Source organism: Paraburkholderia megapolitana (assembly GCF_007556815.1).
GTDB classification, from domain to species: Bacteria; Pseudomonadota; Gammaproteobacteria; order Burkholderiales; family Burkholderiaceae; genus Paraburkholderia; species Paraburkholderia megapolitana.
Window position 1 is genome coordinate 813,946 of record NZ_CP041743.1, and the last position, 20,924, is coordinate 834,869.

Genomic DNA, 20,924 nt, shown 5'->3' on the forward strand with positions numbered 1-20,924 from the left:
CGCGGTTTCAAAGCATCGTGTGTTGAATGTCGTGCTCAACTGAAGCGGCGGCCGAGCGCCCGATGCCGCCATGAAGGTCGAGACACCGCTCGAACCATTCCGTGATCGGGTCGTCGTCGGCAAGCAGCTTTGTGGGTGTGCAAATGCGCGCCCACTGCAATGCGCCAAACAGGATGTAGTCAGCGAATAGCGGACGCTGTCCACCCATCCATGGCTGCTTTTCCAGGACGATACGCATCGGCGCGAGCCTGGCTGCGAGTCCCGCCAGCTCCACGTCCTTGTTCGCGTGAAACGCTTCCAGACTCTTGCCGAAACGTTTTTCGCGCGCCGCACGGAAATACGCCTGATCTTCCGGCGACATCATCGCGTGCATGTCCAGTACCGCGATCGTCGAAACCGGAGGATGGATCACCGCCTGGCTGAAGCCTTCGACGAAACGCGCGGTCGCGAGTCCACCCTCGCCGCCAAACAGGCTATCGCCGTCGCGATAGCGCTCCTCGAGGTAGACGGCAATTCCGAAGCTGTCGCCTTCCAGATGCCCGTTGTCGTTAAGGACGGGAATGCTCTTAAACGAGCCATCCTCGATTTGCGATATTTCCTTGAAGGACACCGGTTTGAGCTCGAAATCCAATCCTTTGTGCTTTAGCGCCAGAATGATTTTCCATACATGCGGCGAATAATGGCGAACCCGATCCGCGCAGGCCAGGCTGTAGAGAATTCTTTGCATTCAAACGCCTCTGAAAGAATTAATTCCGGGCAGTCCTACTCACCATCCGAGACATGTCCGGAATGCTGGATCGGCATTCCGGACATGTCTCGCTGAATTTCGATGCATACTGGATATACGGGTCACCAAGCGAAAAACTGAAACCTCCGCGGGTCTGACTCCCGCGGGCTGACGATTCAATCGAAACCATTTCTGATCGACAGAACTGCCTGCACGCTTCCCTATTTCAAAGCGAAATTTGCAATCTTTAGGCTGCTAAGCAATTCAGTCAAAAATGAATATCGATATGAATGTCTGGAATAAGCAAGATAAGCCTCAACCCGCTCCCAGCACAACTCAAAAATCGTGAATGCTGCGCTCCATATTCCTGATAGCCGTGTAATGGAACACAACACGCGAACTCACGTTAGGCGTGCGAACGCGCTCGACATGCCGAGCGCGACACCGCAGCGCGTCGTTCGATCAAGGTTGTGATTTGTGTCGAGGCCGGTGTGGGCCACCGGGAAGGGCTGTTATCGCGTCAACATCGTTCCGGAGCGACCGACGCGCTTCGGCTGCGCGAGTTGCTTCAGCGACGAAGGGAACGGACCGCCGTGATCATTCGTTCGAGTATCTCGTTGAGGATCGGCCTCGACGTAGCAAAATTCATACGCGCGAAGTTCATCGCGTCAGGATGAAAAGTCTCGCCAGCGCTGAAACCGATTCGTGCCTGCTTCAAAAAGAAACTGGAAGCGGACCCGTCAAGGTTCAGATCGCTGCAATCCATCCATAACAGGTAGGTCGCTTCTGGCACGTGAAAACGGATCTCCGGAATTTCATCGCGCAGAATTCCCGCCACGTAGTCGCGCATGGTCAGCAGATGCACCCGTACGGCATCGAGCCATGCTTGACCGTCCGTCCAGGCGGCGACCGTCGCATCGATGCCAACGTTGTTGACGGACCCCGTGAGCCTGATCGGGATCCGCGCGTGGAAGCGCTGCATTAGCGCCTCCGTACCGAAGTGGACCAGCCCGCAACGCAAGCCGGCAATATTGAAGCTCTTCGACGCGGAGTTGAGCGTGATGGCCCGGCTCGCCGCAGCGGGCGACAGCGTGGCGAACGGAAGATGCGTCGCTCCCGGATGGATGAGGTCTGAATGGATCTCGTCCGACACGACGATCAGGTCGTGCCGTTCAGCAAACGCCGCCACGCGCTCCAGTTCGGCGCGGGTGAAAACGCGTCCCGTGGGATTCTGGGGATTGCAGAGGATGAACAGCTTCGTACGTTCATCGACACGGTCTTCCAGCTTCTCGAGATCGAAAACGTAGCCCTCGTCGGTCCATTCCATCTCGAGTGGAATCAGCTGCCGGCCGGTGACCTCGAGCGCTTCGCGAAACGGCGGATAGTTCGGTACCTGCAGCACCACGCCATCTCCGGGTTCGGAGAACGCAAGGATCGAAGCATAGGTGGCTTGTACCAGATCGGCAACGACCAGTACCTGAGCGGGATCGACATCCCAGTTGAAGCCATGCTTCATCCGCGCGGCAAATGCCGCAGCGACTGCCCGGTCCGCCCTGCGACCATCACGCAGCGGGTATACGTAATCCGATTTTTCGAGGCCATACTGGATAACGCTCTGCACTTCCGGCGCGACGCGGAAATCCATGTCGGCCACGCACGCCGCGATGACGCCCGCTGGATAAAGATGCCATTTGTAGCTTTGCCGCGCTAGCAGCTCCGGCTGACTCAGAATGAAGTCGCGGATTTCGCGCGAAGCAGAGGCAACCGTCGATACCGCCGTTTCGTGGATCAATTTCTACCTCGCAAGAAATTCGAAGAATGTACTGGGTGCGGTGGACGCGGTTGCGTCCGATGCATCGCGACGCTCCATCTGGTGTCGTCGCTCCGATATTTTCTGCATCGGTGGTTTGGATTCCAAAGAATCAGCATAGCGGAAACCACCATACCTGTGCCGTTAATAGAACTGGAAATTCAAGACCCCTCAAGGAAATTGATAACCCCCCTCAAGTATTGTGACTTGTGCGGTATTTGCCTTAGGCCTTAACGTCGATCTGTCTTTGCATGGTTTTAGACTGTATTGGATGTCCATGTCCGGAGCCGTTCCTTGTCCAATGTTCGAGGAAGAGTCAGATTTGCTCCGAAGGGCGAGACATGGGTTCGATTGACGCCACGTATCCGCTCAGGGAAAGCGCTTCATCGGCTTGACGAACAGTGGCGGCTGTCAGCGGTTTTTGCGATTCAGGGTCGTTAGCGGTCGGCAGTTGAAATGCAGGTAAAAATCAAGAACATCGGGCTCGTGCCCGTCAATACCCTTTAGTCAGCCGAGAGATAAATGATGAGCAAATCTTTTCAAACCAATGTCGAGGTCCGTTATCGTGACACCGATTCCATGGGGCATGTGAGCAGTCCCGTTTACTACGACTACATGCAGTATGCATATCTGGAGTACATGCATAGCATTCTGGAAATTCCGAAGTCGAAGAAACTGCCCCACATCATGGTCAAGACATCCTGTGAATATATTTCCCAGGCAAAATATGGGGACAAACTTCGAGTGCTTAGCGCCATCACGAAGTACGGCACGAAGAGCTTCGAGATGGAACACGTAATGCATATCGACGACGACAAGGGCGAAGTCGTCGCAAAGGCAACGTCCGTGCATGTCATGTACGACTACGACAAACACGCCACGTATGCGATACCTGAGGCCTTCAAGCACACCATCCAGGACTTCCAGGGAGCGCTGTAAGCAAAACCGGACACGGGCCAGAACCTGTGCGTTGTGTCCGGGCGTACGCGCCATCGATGCGCCGATAGATCGGGACGATTTTCGTGGAGCCGGCAAAAGCGGATCTGCCGCCGCAAGGATCGCGGCGCAAATAGCTCAGTCAGGGAGGAAGCACGCCATTCCTGTCGGTCTCGACGAATTCAAAGCATTCGAATTGCGCCGCTACCGTCAAGCCGTCACGAGAATATCGTCCCGCGTGAGCGCGTGCCGCCGCACGACGTAACTGAACGACCGTTCACCACTCATCCCCGCATGGAGTATTGAATTCACCACACCCAAAGCCGGGCTCTGCATACGATTCGCGGAATGCGCGAATAAAACGCGCACGGACTTCTGCGCTTCGCACAGCAGATCGACCTCGCTGCAGCGTTGCGCTTCGTGCGCGGTTTCGGCGTGCAGAAGTCCAATTCCGAGCCCCGCTGCAAGCAGCGTCCGCGTCACACTTTCACGATCGACGTGCGTGATTCGCCTGGGGCGAAAGCCGTGTGCCCGGAACAGACCCTCCGCCACCTGTCCGCTGCAGAACGAGGCAGACGAGATGATCCATGGCATCTCACCCAGTGTTCGCCAGTCCGGTGGCTGTGAAGTCGTGAAGAGCCCGCGCCGCGCCGCCACGTAGATGTCGAAGCGCGATACCTCGAAGGTCACCAGATCTGCATCAGGTTCGCCAGTCTCGTGATAAAAGCCGGCGTCGAGATCGCCATTGCGGATGCTGTTCAATATGTCGAGCGAAGTCCCGTGGCGCAGTGTGACTTCCAGCTCGGGGAAGCGTTCGAAAAGCGTCCGGAGCAGCCGACCGATGGCGTCGGAGTTCGAACTCGCTTCTGCCCCGAGGCGCAGCTTTCCCGTGAGACGTCCTTTGATGCGCGCGGCCTCCTCGGTCAGGTCTCGATGCGTGTCGAGCGCCCGCTCCGCCTTGACGAGGATCCGCTGGCCGTCGTTGGTCAGCGTCATGCCTCGCGCAGTGCGCTCGAACAGCGTAATGCCCAACGTGTCCTCGATCGCCTTCACATGAGCGCTGACTGCGGGTTGGCTTAGACACCGGCGTTTCGACGCGCGCGTGATGCTGCCCTCGCGAGCGACGGCAACGAAAGTTTTCAGTTGATGGATTTCCATACTAATCCCTTTCAAACCGCGCGAAGAATAACTGATCCGCCCCAACTTACGAAAACAGCCAGCCGCTGTCATAGGAACAAATACTATATTGCCAAATCTGGATTATGGAAGACGCTTTGTTTGCACTTAATTCATGCGTTTGACGCTATATCAAGTTTAAAATGTGCTACCGTTCGCGCATGTCGATTCCCGATCTCAATCTACTTGTCACTTTGGACGTGCTGCTTACGGAAGGTAGTGTTACCCGTGCGGCCGAACGATTACGGCTCAGCCCATCGGCGATGAGCCGCGCACTTACGCGTCTACGCGAAACGACCGGTGACCCGCTGCTGGTCCGGGCCGGACAGGGTCTCGTGCCCACCCCCCGCGCGGTGGAACTGCGCGAGCGGGTCAGCCAGCTCGTCCAGGACGGCCAGGCGGTTCTGCGCCCCACTGAGAAGCTCGATCTCAAGCGCCTGGTGCGCACCTTTTCGATGCGCGCCAGCGACGGGTTCGTCGAAAATTTCGGCTCGGAGCTCATCGCCCGTGTCGCCGATCAGGCGCCCGGCGTGCGTTTGCGGTTCGCCCAGAAAGTCGACAAGGACAGCACGCCGCTTCGCGACGGCAGCATCGACCTGGAAACCGGCGTCGTGAGCAAGATAACCGGCCCTGAGGTCCGCGTGCAGGCCTTGTTCCGCGACCGGTTCATTGGCGTGGTGCGAGCAGGGCACGCCCTGAGCGAGGGCGAGATTACCCCCGAGCGCTATGCCGCGGGCAGGCATATCCTGGTCTCGCGGCGCGGCGCGGACAGGGGGATCATGGATGACGCTCTGGAGCTGCTCGGACTGGAACGAGAGGTCGTCACGATCGTCGGCGGCTTTTCGACCGCGCTCGCACTGGTGCGGGGCTCCGAACTTATCGTCAGTGTTCCCGAGCGGACCACCGGCAATATGCGCGCCGGCTTGTATAGCTTCCCTCTGCCGTTTGCAGCGCCAGAGATCACTGTTTCGTTGCTTTGGCACCCGCGGCTGGATGCCGATCCAGCGCATAGCTGGCTGCGCAGCCAGGTTCGCGAGATCTGCGCAGTGACTCGTTAAGCGGCTTGGGTTTTTGATGCGCAATGCATCATCGAGATCTATACAGACCCCTCGGCAGATCCTCCAGAAAACCCTTCCGGAATCCAGGACAAGCATTTCGCGCATCTCGCGTCTGGTGCAGATCGGGTTGTCGAGTGTTTATATAGAATATCTATGCGTCTTGAGTAAAAAGCTGAAATATTCTCACAGACACCTTTATTATTTGAGCGCGCGTGCTGAATTAATTATAATCAGCCACGGTCGGGGTCACCGGGTTACGATAATAACCATATCTCCTTCAAGATTAATTCGCAAAATGAAAAGATCATCAGAGCCGGAGTGAAGCGATCATGAGGCGATGAGAGGAGCGGGGCAATGCAGGACAGGATAGACCGGGGCTGCGGGATCGTGGTTGGCTCGAGCCGTTCAGCCAGCGCGCCCGCTTTCTCTTGCGCCGTGGCGTCAACGATCGCCGGTTCGAATCCTGCAGGCGTGGTCGACCTTGTTACGACGGGCGCCGCGGGCGCCGCACGTGTTCCGATGCCATTGAATTTTTATGGCGATGCATTCTCGACTTGCGTTGATCACGTCAGGCAAACCCTCTTGAATCATGGAAGGGATTGGCATGGAAATTCATCAACTGAAGACTTTCGTTGCCGTCGCGCGTGAGGGCAGCATTACGCGCGCATCGGAACGGTTGTGTCTGAGTCAACCCGCGGTCAGCGCTCATGTAAAGGCGATGGAGGACATGCTCGGCATCACTCTGTTCGAGCGCACTGCGCGCGGCATGAGCTTGACCGGCGACGGCCAGCGGATTCTCATCAAGGCAGAGCACACGCTCGACACCCATCGCGACCTGATCGACGAGGCCACGCGGCTCAAGGGACATCTCGCCGGGAGGCTTCGTCTCGGGGCAGGAGGCCGATCGAGTGCCGCGTCGATTGGCCGGTTGCTCTGGGAACTCTCGGAGCACCATCCCGACGTGGAAGTCACAATCCAGCATGGCACATCGCTCGATACGCTGAATGGCATCCTCCACGGTGAACTGGACGCCGGTTTCTATAACGAGGCAACCGAGCCCGACGTCGATCTGGCAACCATCGAAGTATCGCGCTTCGGTATCGATCTCGCGGCACCCGTCGGGTTGATCGACCCTTCGCAACCGGTGAACTGGCAGGCACTCGGTGAATATCCGTGGATCTTCCCGACCACCAGCCTCTGTTGCGGACAGGTTGCCGAGAATCTGTTCAGGACGCACGGTTTCCGTCCCAGGCGGATCATGAGCATCGACCGCGAAAGCGTGACGCGCACACTGCTTGCCGGCGGAATCGGAGTTGGACTTCTGCATGCAGACACGGCAAGGGAGGCTCAACTGTGCGGAGATGTCGATATCGTTTGCGAGGCACAGAAGACCGTTCGCGTCATGTTTGCACATCTCGCGTCCCGGGGACAGGATCCTCTATTGAAAGCGGTGGGTTCGATACTCCGTAGTGGCCCGGTCTGGTGACATTTAGTCGCAGGTATCGGACTGACACATCGCATCCGTAAGCATCAGTTCGATCTCACCACTGCTCTCTCGACGAGACTGCGTCGCCGGTACCCGGTCGTGCTTCACGCGCCGACAATCAGCCGCGCACAGCGGGCAGGCGCGGTGACGTTGCGAGATCCATGAAGAACAACGCAAGGCACATCTCGAATGAGCGGCGATTGACCATTGGCATGACTAAATTATTCCTGACGACCAGAACCCGGGATGGCGTCAGACTCATGAATAAAGTGCAAATGAGGCGCCTTCCGCTCTGCTGGACAACACGCTACTCTCCTAGAAGCCATATTTCCGGAGTCGTGAACGTGGAACGCGAAGACTGGAACAAGCACCCGTAACGCCTCGACGCCAGAGGCGCCGCCCGTAGGTGTAGCTACCGCGTGTGATGCCACGCTCCCCGGGCAATGCCCGGGACCGGACCTCGCCATATCTCTTTCTTGCGACGGTTTGATCGCTGCTGGTTGCATCACATTTATGTCGAAACACGCAATCGCAGGATGCAATCTTGTCTACTCTCCAGACACGCACACGTTTCTCCGAGCCGCATTCGAAATCGAGGCTCGTCAAGGACATCGCACCCATCCTCGATCACGGCCGGTGGACCGGCTACCAGAAGCTGGTGTTGCTGCTGGTTTCGCTGGTAGCGATGCTCGACGGACTGGACTCGAGAGTGCTCGCGCTCTCTCTACCGTCGATCGTCCGTGAATGGGGCGTGGCCCGATCCGCCTTCGTGCCGATCTTCGCTGGCAGCTTCATCGCAATGGCGCTCGGTGCGCTGGTCGGTGGTGTAGCAGGTGACCGGATCGGCCGGCGCTGGACGTTGATCGGATCGGTAACTGCGTTTGGCGCGACGACTCTGGCAGGCGCCTATGCCCATGATCTTTGGAGCCTGAGCGTCTGGCGGATCCTGGCGTCCGCTGGCCTCGGCGCGGCGATGCCCAACATCACAACGCTCCTTGCCGAGTACACGCCGATCAAGCGGCGCAGTGTCGCACTCAGCGTCTGCATCAGCGCGCTGATCGTCGGCAAGGTTGGTGCCGGACTGCTGGGTGCCCGCCTGCTCCCGCACGCCGGCTGGCGCGCATTGTTCGTAGCCTCAGGCTTGTTGCCACTCGCTCTCGCGGCCGTGCTGTGGGTGATCCTGCCTGAATCGCTGCGCTTCCTGGCCGCACGGAAGCCGGACAGCGCTACGGCGAGGCGCCTGTTACGCAGGCTGGGCCACACGTTGGTCCCGGGAGCCCGTCTCGTCGACAACGGCCCGCTGGTCACCGCCGTCCCGCGCGCATCGATCCGCTCTCTCGTGAGCGGCGAATACGGCCGCGACACCCTGTGGCTGTCGCTCTCCTTCTTTGCCATCTTCCTGTCGACCTACACGGTTTCCACCTGGTTGCCGTCCCTGCTGACCGACGCCGGCTATAGCCTAGCGATGGCAAGCGCCAGTACATCGGTGTTCGGACTCGGCGGCCTGATCTGCGGTATCGGCGGAGCGTGGACTTTTTCGCGGCTCGGCTCGAGGGTGCCGTTGATGACTCTGGCGATCGGCGCCGCTGTCACGACGCTCGCGCTGTCGACGGTTTCTTTCGCGCCGGAGGGCGGCACCAGGTGGGCCAGCACCTTGGGCATCTTCCTGGTCGGTGCCATTCCAGGGGTGCAGGTTGCGATCTTCGTACTGGCCGCGGAGATGTTTCCCACCACCGTGCGCGCCACGGGCGTGGGCGTGGCGACCGCCTTCGGGCGCCTGGGTGCGGTATTCAGCGCGTTCGTCGGCCCGCCGCTCCTTGCCGTCGGCGCGCACGCCTATTTCGGCTTTCTCACCGCGACCATGACGGTTGCCGCACTGTCGCTGGCGTTGATTCGTCGTCACGTGGCGCGCGGCTTCGTCGCGCGGCAGCAGCAGCCGATCGACGCATCACCCGCCGGAGGTTGAACGGTGTCTTAACGCCCGAAGCCGTCCGTAGAGAGGGCAAGTCAAGCAAGCTTGCCTGCAGGCAAAACGCGAGGCATGTGGGAGACCCGATGATTTCTCAGCAGCTCACGATGAAGGTAGTGGAAAAAATCGCCGTGGCAAAAGACGTTGTCATGCTTGAGCTCGCCTCTGCTGACGGTGAGCCGCTACCGGCCTTTACGGCAGGCGCACATATCAACGTCCGTTTGCCCACGGGAGTAACGCGGCCGTACTCGTTATGCGGCAACCCAGCCCAGCACGAGCGATATCGACTCGGCGTGTCGTTGGCGAGAAATTCCAGGGGCGGCTCGCGGACCGTTCACGATCTGCTCCAGGTTGGCGACGTGATCGAGGGCAGCCTGCCCGTCAATCACTTTCCATTGAACGAAGGCGCACCCAGTTCTGTTCTCGTGGGTGGAGGAATCGGGATCACGCCGCTACTGGCCATGGCCTATCGCCTTCAGTCAATGGATGCGGACTGGCACCTGCATCTATGCGCGAGATCGAAGGATCACTGCGCCTTTATGACGGAGCTGACGCATCCCCGCTTCGCACCTTTTGTGACGCTGCATTTCGACGGCGGAGACGCAGCCCGGCATCTGGACTTCGCCAGCTTGATCCGATCGGCACGCGAAGGCTCCCATCTCTACACATGCGGCCCGGACGGCTTCATGAAGCAAGTACTGTCCGAAGCGAGGCATGCGCAATGGACGGAAGAGCGCCTCCATTTCGAGAGCTTCAAGCCAGAGTTTGAAAAATCCGCGGGCAACAAAGCGTTCGAACTTCAGCTCGCGAGGAGTCGAAAAACGTTACTGGTTCCGCCCGACAAGACGGCCTTGCAAATCATGCTGGACGCAGGTGTCGAGGTGCCGTTCAGCTGTGAGTCGGGAGTGTGTGCAACCTGCGTGACGCGTGTTCTGGATGGCTTGCCGGATCACTGCGATCAATGTCTGACCGAGAAAGAGCGAACCCAGAGCTTTACGCCGTGCTGCTCGCGAGCGCTTACGCCGTATCTATCAATCGATATCTAAACACCGAGCGACTATGACCAACTTCATCAAAAACTCGTGGTACGTCTGCGCGTCATCGGATGAAATAATTTCTGGCAAGTTGTTCGAGCGCATCATCATCAACGAGCCGATCGTCTTCTACAGGAAGAGCGACGGGTCAGTGACCGCGCTTGAAAACCGCTGTTGCCATCGTCACTACCCGTTGAGCAAAGGAACATTGGAGGGCAACCATGTCCGATGCGGGTATCACGGGTTCCTCTACGAATGCACGGGGACATGCATCGAGATTCCAGGCCAGGAAGTCATTCCCCGCAATGCGAAAGTGCAACATTACCCTACGGCAGAAAGATATTCGTGGGTCTGGATCTGGATGGGCGATCCCGAACTTGCCGACGAAAAAAATATCCCGGACTATCACTGGATGAGCGATCCGGAATGGCGAGGAAAATCGGATCGATTCGACGTCAAATCGAATTACCGGTTGATCGTGCAGAACCTGCTCGATCTTTCCCATCTCGCCTTCGTGCACGCCTCCACGATAGGCACCAGAGCAGTGATCGACGCCGCCAATGTCAAGTTCGAACGTGAAGACAACGAGGTTCGCATTTCACGCTGGATGATTAACATCGCCCCTCCCGCCACGTACCACAAGCTCGCCAGCTTCGACGGAAATGTCGATCGCTGGCAAATCGTCCACTTCATCCCACCGGGGTTCGTTCGAATTTACGGCGGCGCCTGTCCCACCGGCACGGGCGCGCCAGACGGTCATCGGGTAGGAGGGCTGGAGCTGACCAACCTGCATGCAATCACACCGGAAACGGACCGCACGACACACTACTTCTGGAGTCAATGTCACAAGGGAATGCTCGACAGGCCAGACATCACGAACGTCCTGTTCGAAGACGTCCTTGTCGCGTTCAAGGAGGATCACCGTCTCTTCGAAGCTCAACAGATATTGATCGACATGGACCCGTTGCGCTCGACGGTCAATGTCATGAACGATGCCGGCGCGCTTCATGCAATGCGAATCCTGGATCGGCTCGAAGGCGAACAGGCTGCGGGAGGGGTGACGCCGATCGGTGTGAACGACCTCAAGTTCGGTCTTTCGTAAGCAGCTTGCGACGTCGGTTTCCGCTTCGGCGGACAGGTGGGTTGGGTGGCTGGGGTGCGGCTAGATGCTTTAAACCTCGCCCCCTGCCGGCTCCGCTTCATGCCCGAGCCGCGCCTTCGCATGCCGCATCTTCTCCAGCGTCTTCGGCCCGAGCCGCAAGGCAACGCCGATTGCAAGCGCATCGACGATGCACAGATGCACGAGCCGCGACACACCCGGCGTATTCGGATCGATCGGGCTCGGCACGCGCAGCAGCAGCGGAATATCGACAAGCCAGGCCAGCCGCGAACCGACGTTGGTCAGCGCAATCGTCGTCGCACCGCGCTCTTTGGCGATCTGGATGCTTTCATTCACTTCGACGCTACGCCCCGCGTGCGAAATCGCGAACGCCACATCACCCGGTTCCATCAACCCTGCATAGAGGCGCTGCAAATGACTGTCGCTAAACGCGCTCGCCGCGATATCGAGGCGCAGAAAACGCAACGCGGCATCCTGCGCGACCAGTCCTGAACCCGAGCCGACGCCGAAGAAGAACACGCGCCGCGCATGCGAGAGCGCGGTGATCGCAGCATCGACGGCCACGGGGTCGAGCTCGCTGCGTGCATGCATGATGCCGTCGACCGCTGCCTCACCCACCTTGTCGAGCAGCGTCTGGGTATCGTCGTCGCGTGCAACCGCTGTCGACGCATACGGCATCCCCCCCGCCACACTCTGTGCGAGCTGCATCTTGAAGTCGCGCAGGCCGTGCGCACCGATCGCACGACAAAAGCGCGTCACCGATGGCTCGGACACATCGGCACGCTGCGCCAGTTCGGTGATGCTTGCGCGCATCGCGAAGTCGACGTCGGAGAGCACCATGTCGGCGACCTTGCGCTCGGCGGGCCGCAACGACGTCAGTGCGCCGCGGATGTGGGGAATCAGATTCGGTGCGGACACCCCTGCGTTCCTTATGGGTTGAGGTCTGGAATCCGCGCGCCGGTCACGGCTTCGACCACGGCGGCGTCAGGCGATTCTGCGTCCGCTCTCCGTATCGAACAGATGAAGATTTCCGGCAGGCAGTCCGAGCGTTACGCGTTGCCCAGGCTCGAATGCCGAGCGCAGACGGCTGGTGACACACCACGTATTGCCGCCAATTTTCCCGTACAGATGCGTTTCCGCGCCGGTCGGCTCGACGACCTCGATGTCCATTGCCACGACAGCTACGCCGGCCGCACCCTGGTTTGCGAGATCGATGTCGATGTGTTCGGGCCGCACACCGAGTGTGCATTTCGTGCCCACTGGTGTGCCCGCTCCGGGCAAGCCGATCTCCGCGCCGTCGCCGAGTTTCAGTACCGGGCCTTGTGCGCCGGCCGCGACGACGCCTTCGGCGAAATTCATCGAAGGCGAACCGAGAAAACTCGCGACAAACAAGTTTGCGGGCCGGTCGTACAGATCGAGCGGTCGGCCAACCTGCTCGATGCGACCGGCGTTCATCACGACGATGCGGTCGGCCATCGTCATCGCTTCGATCTGGTCGTGCGTCACGTAGATGATGGTGTTCTTCAGCCGCTGGTGCAGCGCCTTGATTTCCGTGCGCATCTGCACGCGCAGCTTCGCGTCGAGGTTCGACAGCGGCTCGTCGAACAGGAACAGTGACGGCTCGCGTACTACCGCGCGGCCCATCGCGACCCGCTGCCGCTGGCCACCCGACAATGCGCGCGGCAGACGGTCCAGATAGCCGCTCAGATTCAACATCTTTGCCGCGGTCTCGATGCGCGGCTTGAAACTCGTCGGCGATTCCTTGCGGATGCGCGGACCAAACGCGATGTTCTCGTACACCGACAGATGCGGATACAGCGCGTAGCTCTGGAACACCATCGAGATGTTGCGCTGCTGCGGCGGCAGGCTGTTCGAACGCGTGCCGCCGATCAACAGATCGCCGCCGCTGATCTCTTCGAGCCCGGCGACCATCCGCATCAACGTGCTCTTGCCGCATCCCGACGGGCCGACCAGCACGACGAATTCGCCGTCGTCGATCGCGAGGTCGATGCCGTGCACGACCTGGGTCTCGCCATAGCGCTTGAAGATGCCGCTCAGTTGCACTGCTGCCATGCTGTCCTCATTACGGTTCTTGCATCGAACGCGGTGTGTTCACCGGGCTCAGATCGATTCGAGCGTCAGTTCCTCGGCCATCGGCCGGTTGCCGGCCATCAGGCCGCCGTCGACGGGCAACGCCACGCCGGTAATCACCCGCGCCTGCGGTGACGCGAGGAACAGTACGGCGTCGGCGATATCGTCGGGGGTCGCGAAGTCGCCCAGCGGATACCACTTCTTCAGGTCTTCAAAAACCTGCGGATGCTTGTCGACACGCGCCTGCCACGCCCTCGTCTTCACCGTGCCCGGGCAAACGATATTGGCGCGAATACCGTAGCGGCCCAGTTCGATGGCAAGCGCCTTCGTGTAACTGATGAGCCCGGCTTTCGCCGCGCTATACGCCGGGTGGCCGAGCGCCGCCATCCCGTTCACCGAGCCGATCAGGACCAGCGCACCGCGTTGCCGCTCGATCATCGACTTGCGCACCGACTCGACGACGTAATACGTGCCGTTCAGGTTCAGGTTGATGTCGCGCTGCCAGCTTGCTGCATCCGTAGTCGCGAGGGTGGGCCGCAGTGCGCCGCCTGCGTTCGCGACCAGCACGTCGACCGGGCCGCGCACGGCGACCGCCTCGGCCACCGCCGCCTGCACCGCCGCCGCGTCGCCGATGTCGACCGCGACCGGCGTGACGTGCTCGGCGCCCAACGTCGCCGTGAGTTCGCCGAGCGCCGCGGCGTCGATATCGAGCGCCAGCACGGTGTCGCCCTCCGCGACAAAACGCTTGCACAGCACGCTGCCGATCCCGCCGCTTGCTCCCGTCACCAGTACGACACGCTTCATGTCCGTCCTCGTCAAATTACCCGTCAAGCTTGTAAATTTCCAACATATGGGTTGGCGGGCGGCGCGCAGGTGCAACCGCCCCAGCCCGCCGTCCCAGCCTTGCAGCGCACAAAATCTCCCTTCTTTTACAGCATCTTATGGCAAAAACAGGTTTGAGAAAAAATATCGACAACCCTACGTGACAAGCTTTTTTTCGTCATGTAGGATTTTTACAAACAACAATTCCAACCCAGCGGCCGGTTGCCGGGCGCAGACCACCCCAAGGAGAGTCGAAATGTCGTTGCATGCACGTGCTTCCCTCGTGCTCGGCAGAATTGCCGTAGCACTTGCATTTGCAGGTATCGCCCATGCGGCGCAGGCCGACACGGTCCGCGTCACCGTCGCCCACTACAGCGATGCGACGGCGCCGTACTTCGAAAAGATGGCCCGTAACTTCGAGAAAGCGAATCCCGGCACCACGATCAAGATCGAGGACGTGAACTGGGACACGCTGCAGCAGAAGCTGCAAACGGACATCTCGGGCGGCGCAAACGCTGACCTCGCGATCGTCGGTACGCGCTGGCTGCTCGATTTCGTGAAGGACGACGTGGCTGAGCCGCTCGACGGCTATATGGACCCGACCTTCAAGGCGCGCTTCATCGGCCCGTTCCTGGCCCCGGGTGAGATCAACGGCAAGGTGTACGGCCTGCCGATCGCTGCCTCGGCACGCGCGCTGTACTACAACAAGGATCTGCTGGCCAAGGCCGGCTTCCCCGATGGTCCGAAGACCTGGGACGACGTGATCGCCGCGTCGAAGAAGCTGAAGGCCATGGGCATTGCCGGCTTCGGGTTGCAAGGCAAGGAAATCGAAACCGACGTCTACTGGTACTACGCGCTGTGGACCAACGGCGGCGACGTGGTCGGCAAGGACGGCAAGGCTGCGTTCAATTCGCCGGCAGGCGTGAAGGCTGCGACGCTGTACAAGACGCTGATCGACGACGGTCTGACGCAGCCTGGTGTGACCGGCTACAGCCGCGAGGACGTGCAGAATCTGTTCAAGCAGGGCCGTGTCGCGATGGTCATCTCGGCACCGTTCCTCGCCAAGCAGATCAAGAAGGAAGCGCCTAACCTGAAGTACGGTATCGATCCGATTCCGATGGGCACGACGCACGCCACCTACGCGGTGACGGATTCGATCGTGATGTTCAAGAACTCGAAGGTGAAGAAGAGCGCGTGGAAGTTCCTCGACTATCTGTTCACGAAGGAACCGCGCGTCGAGTTCACGAGCACCGAAGGCTTCCTGCCTACGACGAAAGCTGAAGCCACCGATCCGGCGTTCAACGATCCCGACACGAAGGCTTTCGTCGCGCTGCTGCCGACCGCGAAATTCGCCCCGACCATCACCGGCTGGGAAGATACCGCGAAGGCTGTCTCGAACGCGATGCAGTCGGTCTACCTCGGCAAGGCGAAGCCGGCCGATGCACTGAACGGCGCAGCTACGGAGGCTAACAAGGCACTCGGCCACTAAGACGTTCCGCGTAGTCGCTGCGCGTGAGCCGCCGCTGTTGGGTGGGTTACACCCAGCGACCACGATAGCGACATACGCAACGCAACACAGCACCCCGCCCTTCCCGTCGCGCCGACCCATGTTTCACCGGGCCGGCGCTTCCTACGATCGAGCACGCATGAGCCGTTCCCGCAGTACGCCCAGCCGTTCCATCACGCAGCGCCTGTCGGCGCCCTGGTTGCTGATCGCGCCGAGTCTGATCCTCGCGCTGTTCATCATCAGCTATCCGATCTACAACATCGTGTTCCAGTCGCTGCATGAGGTGTCGCGCTTCGGTGCGATTCGCGGCTTTAGCGGGTTGCAGAATTTCTACAGCGTGTTCTCCGATCCGGTGTTCGCCGACGCGGCGCGGCGCACGATCGTCTGGACCGCGTGTGTGGTCGGCGGCACGGTGCTGTTTTCGGTGCCGGTTGCGCTAGTGCTGAATCAGGACTTCTACGGCCGTGGTGTCGCGCGGACCATCGTGATGCTGCCGTGGTCGGTCTCGCTGACGATGACCGCCGTGGTCTGGCGCTGGGCGTTCAACGACGATTACGGCATGGTCAACGTGACGCTGCAGCGGTTGGGATTGATCGGCGGACCGATTCACTGGCTTGCTACACCTGAATTCGCTTTTCCGGTCGAGATCGCGGTCGGCATTCTCGTATCGATACCGTTCACGGTGACGATCCTGCTGGGCGGATTGTCGTCGGTACCGGGCGATATCTACGAAGCGGCGCGCATGGATGGCGCGAGCGCATGGCAGCAGTTCCGCAAACTGACGATGCCGCTGCTGCGGCCGTTCATCAACATGGCGATCCTGCTGAACGTGATCTACGTGTTCAATTCGTTTCCGATCATCTGGGTGATGACGCAGGGCGGCCCGGACAACGGCACGCATATTCTCGTCACCTACCTGTACGAACTCGGCTTCCGGCTCGGCCGGCCTGGCGAAGCAGCGGCCGTATCGCTGATCATGCTGGTGATGCTGTTCGTGTTTTCGATGGTGTATCTGCGCATGCTGCCGCAAAAAGAAGGGGACGCCGCATGAGCCTGAAGATGAAACGCACACTGTGGTGCTGGCTTGCATTGGCGCCGCTCGTCGTGCTCGTGCTGTTTCCGTTTGCGGTAATGCTGTTCACTGCCTTGAAACCCGCGGACGAAGTGTTCGTCTATCCGGCGCGCTGGTTGCCGGTGCACTGGCACTGGCAGAACTTCGCCGACATGTGGGTCGCGGCCAATTTCGGCGTTGCGTTGCGCAACAGCGCGGTGATCAGTGTGCTCTCGACATCGCTCGCGCTCGCCGTGAGTCTGCCTGCCGCGTATGCGCTCGCGCGTTTTCCGTTTAGCGGTCGGAGTGCTTACCGGCAGTTCCTGCTCGTCACGCAAATGCTGTCGCCGATCCTGCTGGTGGTCGGCCTGTTCCGGCTCGCCGCGATGATTCCGTACGGCGACGGCAACCTGGTCGACTCGAAGATCGGTGTGATCGTCTCGTATGCGGCGTTCAACATTGCGTTCGCAGTGTGGATGCTGTCGTCGTATTTCCAGACCGTGCCGCGCGATCTCGAAGAAGCGGCGTGGCTCGAAGGATGCGGTCGCACGCGGGCGGTGTTCAAGGTGTTCTTGCCACTTGCAGTGCCGGCGATCGTCGTGACCGCAATCTTCACGTTCATCAATGCGTGGAACGAGTTTGCCGTGGTGTACACGCTGATCCGTTCGCCGGAGAACAAGACGCTTACCGTTCAGGTGACCGATATGGTGGCGGGGAAATATACGGTGCAGTGGCACCTCGTGATGGCTGCCACGCTGTGTGCGACGTTGCCGGTTTCGATTGTGTTTGCGTGGTTGCAACGGTATCTGGTGAAGGGGCTGGCGCTGGGGGCGGTGAAGTGAGCGTTACCGCTCCTTCCTCTGCGCCTCCACCGTAACCATCCAGCAGATCACCGCACCCGCAGCCCAGGCGCACGCGAACATCAATTCGACATCCAGCAGGCTCTGAAAATTCTCCGCGTTTTCGAAGCTGCATGTCTTGTGCGTCTGGAACTGGATGCACCCCGTCTGCATGTCCTGAAAGACCGCAAACAATTTATACAGACCCCATGCCGTGAATGTCAGGGCAAGGAGAGCGAGCTTCTTCGATTTTTTCATTGCACGTTCCGTAAGTCTGGTTCGGCAAGATAACACCCCGCCGTGTTAAAGCTCTCGTGCCTCGTTGAACTTCAGTTGGTCAGGTATGGTGTACGCCGCTGACTTTACGTGAAGGTCACTGACAGCGCGAACCGTACGACGGCGATCCGCGCTGCCAACCAACACCTGGAATATTCCCGCCGTTCAAACCCGAACGATAGACAGGGCAAACTCCAGGGCCACCCTCGTTCAGGCCTTACAGCCCAAGCGCCTGCTTCAGTTGCAACATCTCTTGCTGCCACGCCTGCTGCAAGTGCGGCTTTTGATGCTTCCGCTTACGCGCCAGGTCCGCCGCCAGCCAGTCTTCCAGTTCGCACAAACGCTGCCATTGCGACTCGGCCTCGCTATCGCTGGATGGCGCGTCAGCGTGGACCGGTGCTGTAGCGGGAGCAACCCCGGACACCGGCACATCATCGCGCGCCGTGAACAGCTGCTGATATGCCCTCGCCGCATCCGGCCACTCCTGCAGCCGACAGTTATGGATCGCCCAAAAGCGATTGCAACTGTGCTCGATCAACTCGCGGTCGTGCGACACCAGTATAAAACCGCCCGCGAACTCAGCCAGCGCATCAGCCAGTTCGTGTTTGCCTTCCATGTCCAGATGGTTGGTCGGTTCATCGAGCCACCACAGGTGATAACTGGCCATCGATAGCGCGAGAAACAGCAGACGCGCCCGCTCGCCGCCACTTAGCGTCGCCACGGTCTGGCTGTGGCGCGAGTAGGCAAACCCCGCGGCAATCAATGCCTGTCGTCGCTCTCTATCGCTCACCGGAGCAAACTTATAGAGCGCATCCGGTAGCGTCGCGTCGTCTGCCAGTTGCTGCAATGACTGATCGTAGTACGCAATGCGCGCCGCGGGATGAAAACGCCAGCCGTGGCGCGCTTCGCCTTGCTGCACATCGCTCCAGCACTGGCGTAACAACGACGACTTGCCGGTGCCGTTACTGCCTAGAAGCGCGACCTTGTCGCCGGGTCGCAGCCACAGGTGATCGATTTCAAACAACAACGGTTGTTCAGCTTGCGCACGCACCTGCAGGCCTTCGAATGCGAGCAAACGGTCGGCCGCCAGCGCACTGCCCTGCAATTTCAGGCGCCATGGGCTACCGCGACTGACGAACGTTTGATCGTCTTTCAGCTTGTCGACACGCCGCTGGATGGACTTCGCCTGCCGCAACAGTTTCTCGTTGTCGTGCTCACGGCCCCATATCGCCAGACGTTTGCTGCTGGCAGCAAGGCGATCGATTTCCTTTTGCTCGCCGGCGTGGCGCGCCTGCGCGGCCACATCGGCCTCGGCCAGCGCAGTCAACGCACGGCTGCAAGGCATGTCGAAGCTATACAACCGCCCGTCGCGCAAGATCCAGCTCTTGTCGCTCAGCGTGTCCAGCAGCCGCGGATCGTGCGACACCAGAATGAAACCGCCCTGCCAGCGGCGCAGAAAATCTTCGAGCCAGAGAAGCGAAGGCAGATCCAGATGGTTGCTCGGTTCATCGAGTAACAGCAGATTCGGCTCGAGTAGCACTGCGCGCCCCAACAGCAAACGGGTGTGCTGACCACCGCTCAGGCTGGACACCACTATGTGTGCCTGTGCCGATAACGCCAGTTCGTCCAGCAGGCTATCTACGCGCCAATGGTGCGCCGGCTGTGCGCTAACGACTTCGAGCAATGCCTCGCGTGTGGTTAGACCGGCCAGTCCAGGCGGCAGATGCTGCTCGACGTGCTGCAGGCGACACTGCCCTGCGTATTGAACGCTACCAGCATTGGGTTCGCGGCTGCCGGCCAGGATGCCGAGCAAACTACTCTTGCCACAGCCGTTGTGGCCCAACAGACCGATGCGGTCGCCGAGTTTTACGGTAAAGGAAAGATCCTGAAACAGCGGACCGTGAACGGTGTCCAGCTGCAGGGAAAGTGCAGAAATCAGGGTTGTCATGCTCTTGCTCGCGTTTCATTGGGACGTGCTTGTCCCTGTCAACAGGAGCGCTGGCGACAACGGTAGAGTCGAGAAAGGACTCGGGAAGGTGGAGTGGGCTTTGCTCTGACCGGGTTATCGCAGCGCGATGGAACTCAGGCAAGAGCGGGTAAATGTGCTGGTCAAATGTGCCAACCACAGTGGGCGCACTAGCAAAACCATATTTACCTCCTTTTTAAAAAAGAGTGAGAAGTAGCGCGGGAGTTTATACCTGCTCTGGGTCGGCATACAAGTTGCCGACGCAACGGTGTCCACCGCTGCCGGGGTTCCGGCTAGGAGACGACAACCGTAAACTCGACTCCCGATTCGAAGTCCAGTGTCGTGCTCGAAAAACGCGGACTTTGCTCGAGGTAGTGCTTGTAGGCCTGCACGGCGTCTTCGGCGGTGTACATATTGTCGGCAAGAACGATCGATCCCGGCCGCAGAAGAGGCTCGACTTGCTTGAAGAGACGCAGATAGGCATCGGCCCAGATGTCGATAAACACGATGTCGAAGGTACCGTCCAGTTCCGCAACGGTCTCGAACACATCGCCTTCACGAAGATCGACATACGGCTCGACTTCCGCCGTCCGGATATGTTTGCGAAGCTGTGCACACTTTGCAGCGTCGAGTTCGGTCGCGATGACGGTCCCGCTACCCAATGTACGCAACGCCTGCGCAAAATACAGTGTCGACACGCCGCAGGAACTGCCGAGTTCCAGAATTCTCGACGGCCGGTGCGCAAGCACCATGTTTCGCAAGAACTGCCCCATCCCGGCGGAGATCGCCAGCAACAGGTCGACGCCTTGCGAGGATTCCGTATCCTCGCTCGATAGTCCTTGCTCGCGAAGAAACCTGCCGCGCAGTCGCGGGACAAGCGCACCGTATTGCTCCGCAAGTTCCGCGAGTTCCTCGTTTGATCCGTGAAACTGTGCGCGTGCGCGGGCCATCGTTTCAGCGGTGCTCTGTTCGTGCAGGCGATCCAGAAGCGCAGTGCCTGGTGATGACATGTCCTCTCCCCGTCAGGTCGGTGGCATCGATAAGTGGTCATCGTGA

At 59.8% G+C, this 20,924-nt stretch carries 18 protein-coding genes and 1 pseudogene; 9 read left to right on the forward strand and 10 right to left on the reverse strand.

Annotated elements, in window-relative coordinates; genetic code table 11:
- Positions 1-7: 7 nt before the first annotated feature.
- Both FNZ07_RS03450 and FNZ07_RS03455 read right to left on the reverse strand, forming a co-directional pair.
- Positions 8-727 carry a glutathione S-transferase family protein gene (locus FNZ07_RS03450; protein ID WP_091008501.1) on the reverse strand — a complete coding sequence of 240 codons (720 nt, stop codon included), beginning with the start codon at positions 725-727 and terminating at the stop codon, positions 8-10.
- 568 nt (positions 728-1,295) lie between these two features.
- The gene (locus FNZ07_RS03455) at positions 1,296-2,519 is read right to left on the reverse strand and encodes a MalY/PatB family protein (protein WP_245811369.1); all 1,224 of its coding nucleotides are present in this window, start codon (positions 2,517-2,519) and stop codon (positions 1,296-1,298) included.
- A gap of 540 nt (positions 2,520-3,059) precedes the next feature.
- On the opposite strand from FNZ07_RS03455, the gene FNZ07_RS03460 reads away from it, so the two are divergent.
- Positions 3,060-3,476, forward strand: coding sequence for an acyl-CoA thioesterase (locus tag FNZ07_RS03460; protein ID WP_091008504.1), 417 nt, complete (start codon positions 3,060-3,062; stop codon positions 3,474-3,476).
- A gap of 207 nt (positions 3,477-3,683) precedes the next feature.
- On the opposite strand, the gene FNZ07_RS03465 is transcribed toward FNZ07_RS03460, so the two are convergent.
- Both FNZ07_RS03465 and FNZ07_RS34425 read right to left on the reverse strand, forming a co-directional pair.
- Positions 3,684-4,469 carry a LysR substrate-binding domain-containing protein gene (locus tag FNZ07_RS03465; protein WP_245811371.1) on the reverse strand — a complete coding sequence of 262 codons (786 nt, stop codon included), beginning with the start codon at positions 4,467-4,469 and terminating at the stop codon, positions 3,684-3,686.
- A 36-nt stretch (positions 4,470-4,505) separates the two neighbouring features.
- Positions 4,506-4,703 (reverse strand): annotated as a pseudogene (locus FNZ07_RS34425) (LysR family transcriptional regulator); the annotation flags it as partial.
- Positions 4,704-4,810: 107 nt separating this feature from the next.
- Here FNZ07_RS34425 and FNZ07_RS03470 point away from each other — a divergent pair.
- The 5 genes from FNZ07_RS03470 (at position 4,811) to FNZ07_RS03490 (ending at position 11,298) form a co-directional block, all read left to right on the forward strand.
- Positions 4,811-5,707, forward strand: coding sequence for a LysR family transcriptional regulator (locus FNZ07_RS03470; RefSeq protein WP_091008963.1), 897 nt, complete (start codon positions 4,811-4,813; stop codon positions 5,705-5,707).
- 604 nt (positions 5,708-6,311) lie between these two features.
- Entirely contained in the window at positions 6,312-7,193 is an 882-nt protein-coding gene (locus tag FNZ07_RS03475) for a LysR family transcriptional regulator (RefSeq protein ID WP_091008510.1), read from the forward strand.
- A gap of 544 nt (positions 7,194-7,737) precedes the next feature.
- The gene (locus FNZ07_RS03480; protein ID WP_091008512.1) at positions 7,738-9,159 is read left to right on the forward strand and encodes an MFS transporter; all 1,422 of its coding nucleotides are present in this window, start codon (positions 7,738-7,740) and stop codon (positions 9,157-9,159) included.
- 89 nt (positions 9,160-9,248) lie between these two features.
- Positions 9,249-10,208, forward strand: a complete 960-nt coding sequence (locus tag FNZ07_RS03485) for a PDR/VanB family oxidoreductase (protein WP_091008515.1) — start codon at positions 9,249-9,251, stop codon at positions 10,206-10,208.
- Between the two features lie 13 nt (positions 10,209-10,221).
- Positions 10,222-11,298 (forward strand): aromatic ring-hydroxylating dioxygenase subunit alpha, encoded by a 1,077-nt coding sequence (locus tag FNZ07_RS03490; protein WP_091008517.1) that lies wholly within the window; start codon positions 10,222-10,224, stop codon positions 11,296-11,298.
- Between the two features lie 69 nt (positions 11,299-11,367).
- Here the strand turns inward: FNZ07_RS03490 and FNZ07_RS03495 are convergent, their stop codons facing one another.
- From FNZ07_RS03495 to FNZ07_RS03505, 3 genes are all read right to left on the reverse strand, one after another.
- On the reverse strand, positions 11,368-12,234 hold the full coding sequence (locus tag FNZ07_RS03495; RefSeq protein WP_091008520.1) for a MurR/RpiR family transcriptional regulator: 867 nt from the start codon (positions 12,232-12,234) through the stop codon (positions 11,368-11,370).
- A gap of 66 nt (positions 12,235-12,300) precedes the next feature.
- A complete protein-coding gene (locus FNZ07_RS03500; protein WP_091008523.1) occupies positions 12,301-13,389 on the reverse strand; it encodes an ABC transporter ATP-binding protein in 1,089 nt (362 codons plus the stop codon).
- Between the two features lie 48 nt (positions 13,390-13,437).
- Positions 13,438-14,211, reverse strand: a complete 774-nt coding sequence (locus FNZ07_RS03505) for an SDR family oxidoreductase (protein WP_091008525.1) — start codon at positions 14,209-14,211, stop codon at positions 13,438-13,440.
- Between the two features lie 274 nt (positions 14,212-14,485).
- On the opposite strand from FNZ07_RS03505, the gene FNZ07_RS03510 reads away from it, so the two are divergent.
- The 3 genes from FNZ07_RS03510 (at position 14,486) to FNZ07_RS03520 (ending at position 17,629) form a co-directional block, all read left to right on the forward strand.
- Complete coding sequence (locus tag FNZ07_RS03510; RefSeq protein WP_091008528.1) at positions 14,486-15,718, forward strand: ABC transporter substrate-binding protein; 1,233 nt, start codon at positions 14,486-14,488, stop codon at positions 15,716-15,718.
- A 157-nt stretch (positions 15,719-15,875) separates the two neighbouring features.
- Complete coding sequence (locus FNZ07_RS03515; protein ID WP_091008530.1) at positions 15,876-16,787, forward strand: carbohydrate ABC transporter permease; 912 nt, start codon at positions 15,876-15,878, stop codon at positions 16,785-16,787.
- The gene (locus tag FNZ07_RS03520) at positions 16,784-17,629 is read left to right on the forward strand and encodes a carbohydrate ABC transporter permease (RefSeq protein ID WP_091008533.1); all 846 of its coding nucleotides are present in this window, start codon (positions 16,784-16,786) and stop codon (positions 17,627-17,629) included. Before FNZ07_RS03515 ends, FNZ07_RS03520 begins: the two co-directional genes overlap by 4 nt.
- Positions 17,630-17,632: 3 nt before the next feature.
- Here FNZ07_RS03520 and FNZ07_RS03525 read toward each other — a convergent pair whose 3' ends face one another.
- The 3 genes from FNZ07_RS03525 to FNZ07_RS03535 form a co-directional block, all read right to left on the reverse strand.
- Positions 17,633-17,884 carry a hypothetical protein gene (locus FNZ07_RS03525; protein ID WP_091008535.1) on the reverse strand — a complete coding sequence of 84 codons (252 nt, stop codon included), beginning with the start codon at positions 17,882-17,884 and terminating at the stop codon, positions 17,633-17,635.
- A gap of 235 nt (positions 17,885-18,119) precedes the next feature.
- Positions 18,120-19,850, reverse strand: coding sequence for an ABC-F family ATP-binding cassette domain-containing protein (locus FNZ07_RS03530; protein WP_091008538.1), 1,731 nt, complete (start codon positions 19,848-19,850; stop codon positions 18,120-18,122).
- Positions 19,851-20,161: 311 nt separating this feature from the next.
- Positions 20,162-20,878, reverse strand: coding sequence for an O-methyltransferase (locus tag FNZ07_RS03535; protein WP_091008539.1), 717 nt, complete (start codon positions 20,876-20,878; stop codon positions 20,162-20,164).
- Positions 20,879-20,924 lie beyond the last annotated feature (46 nt).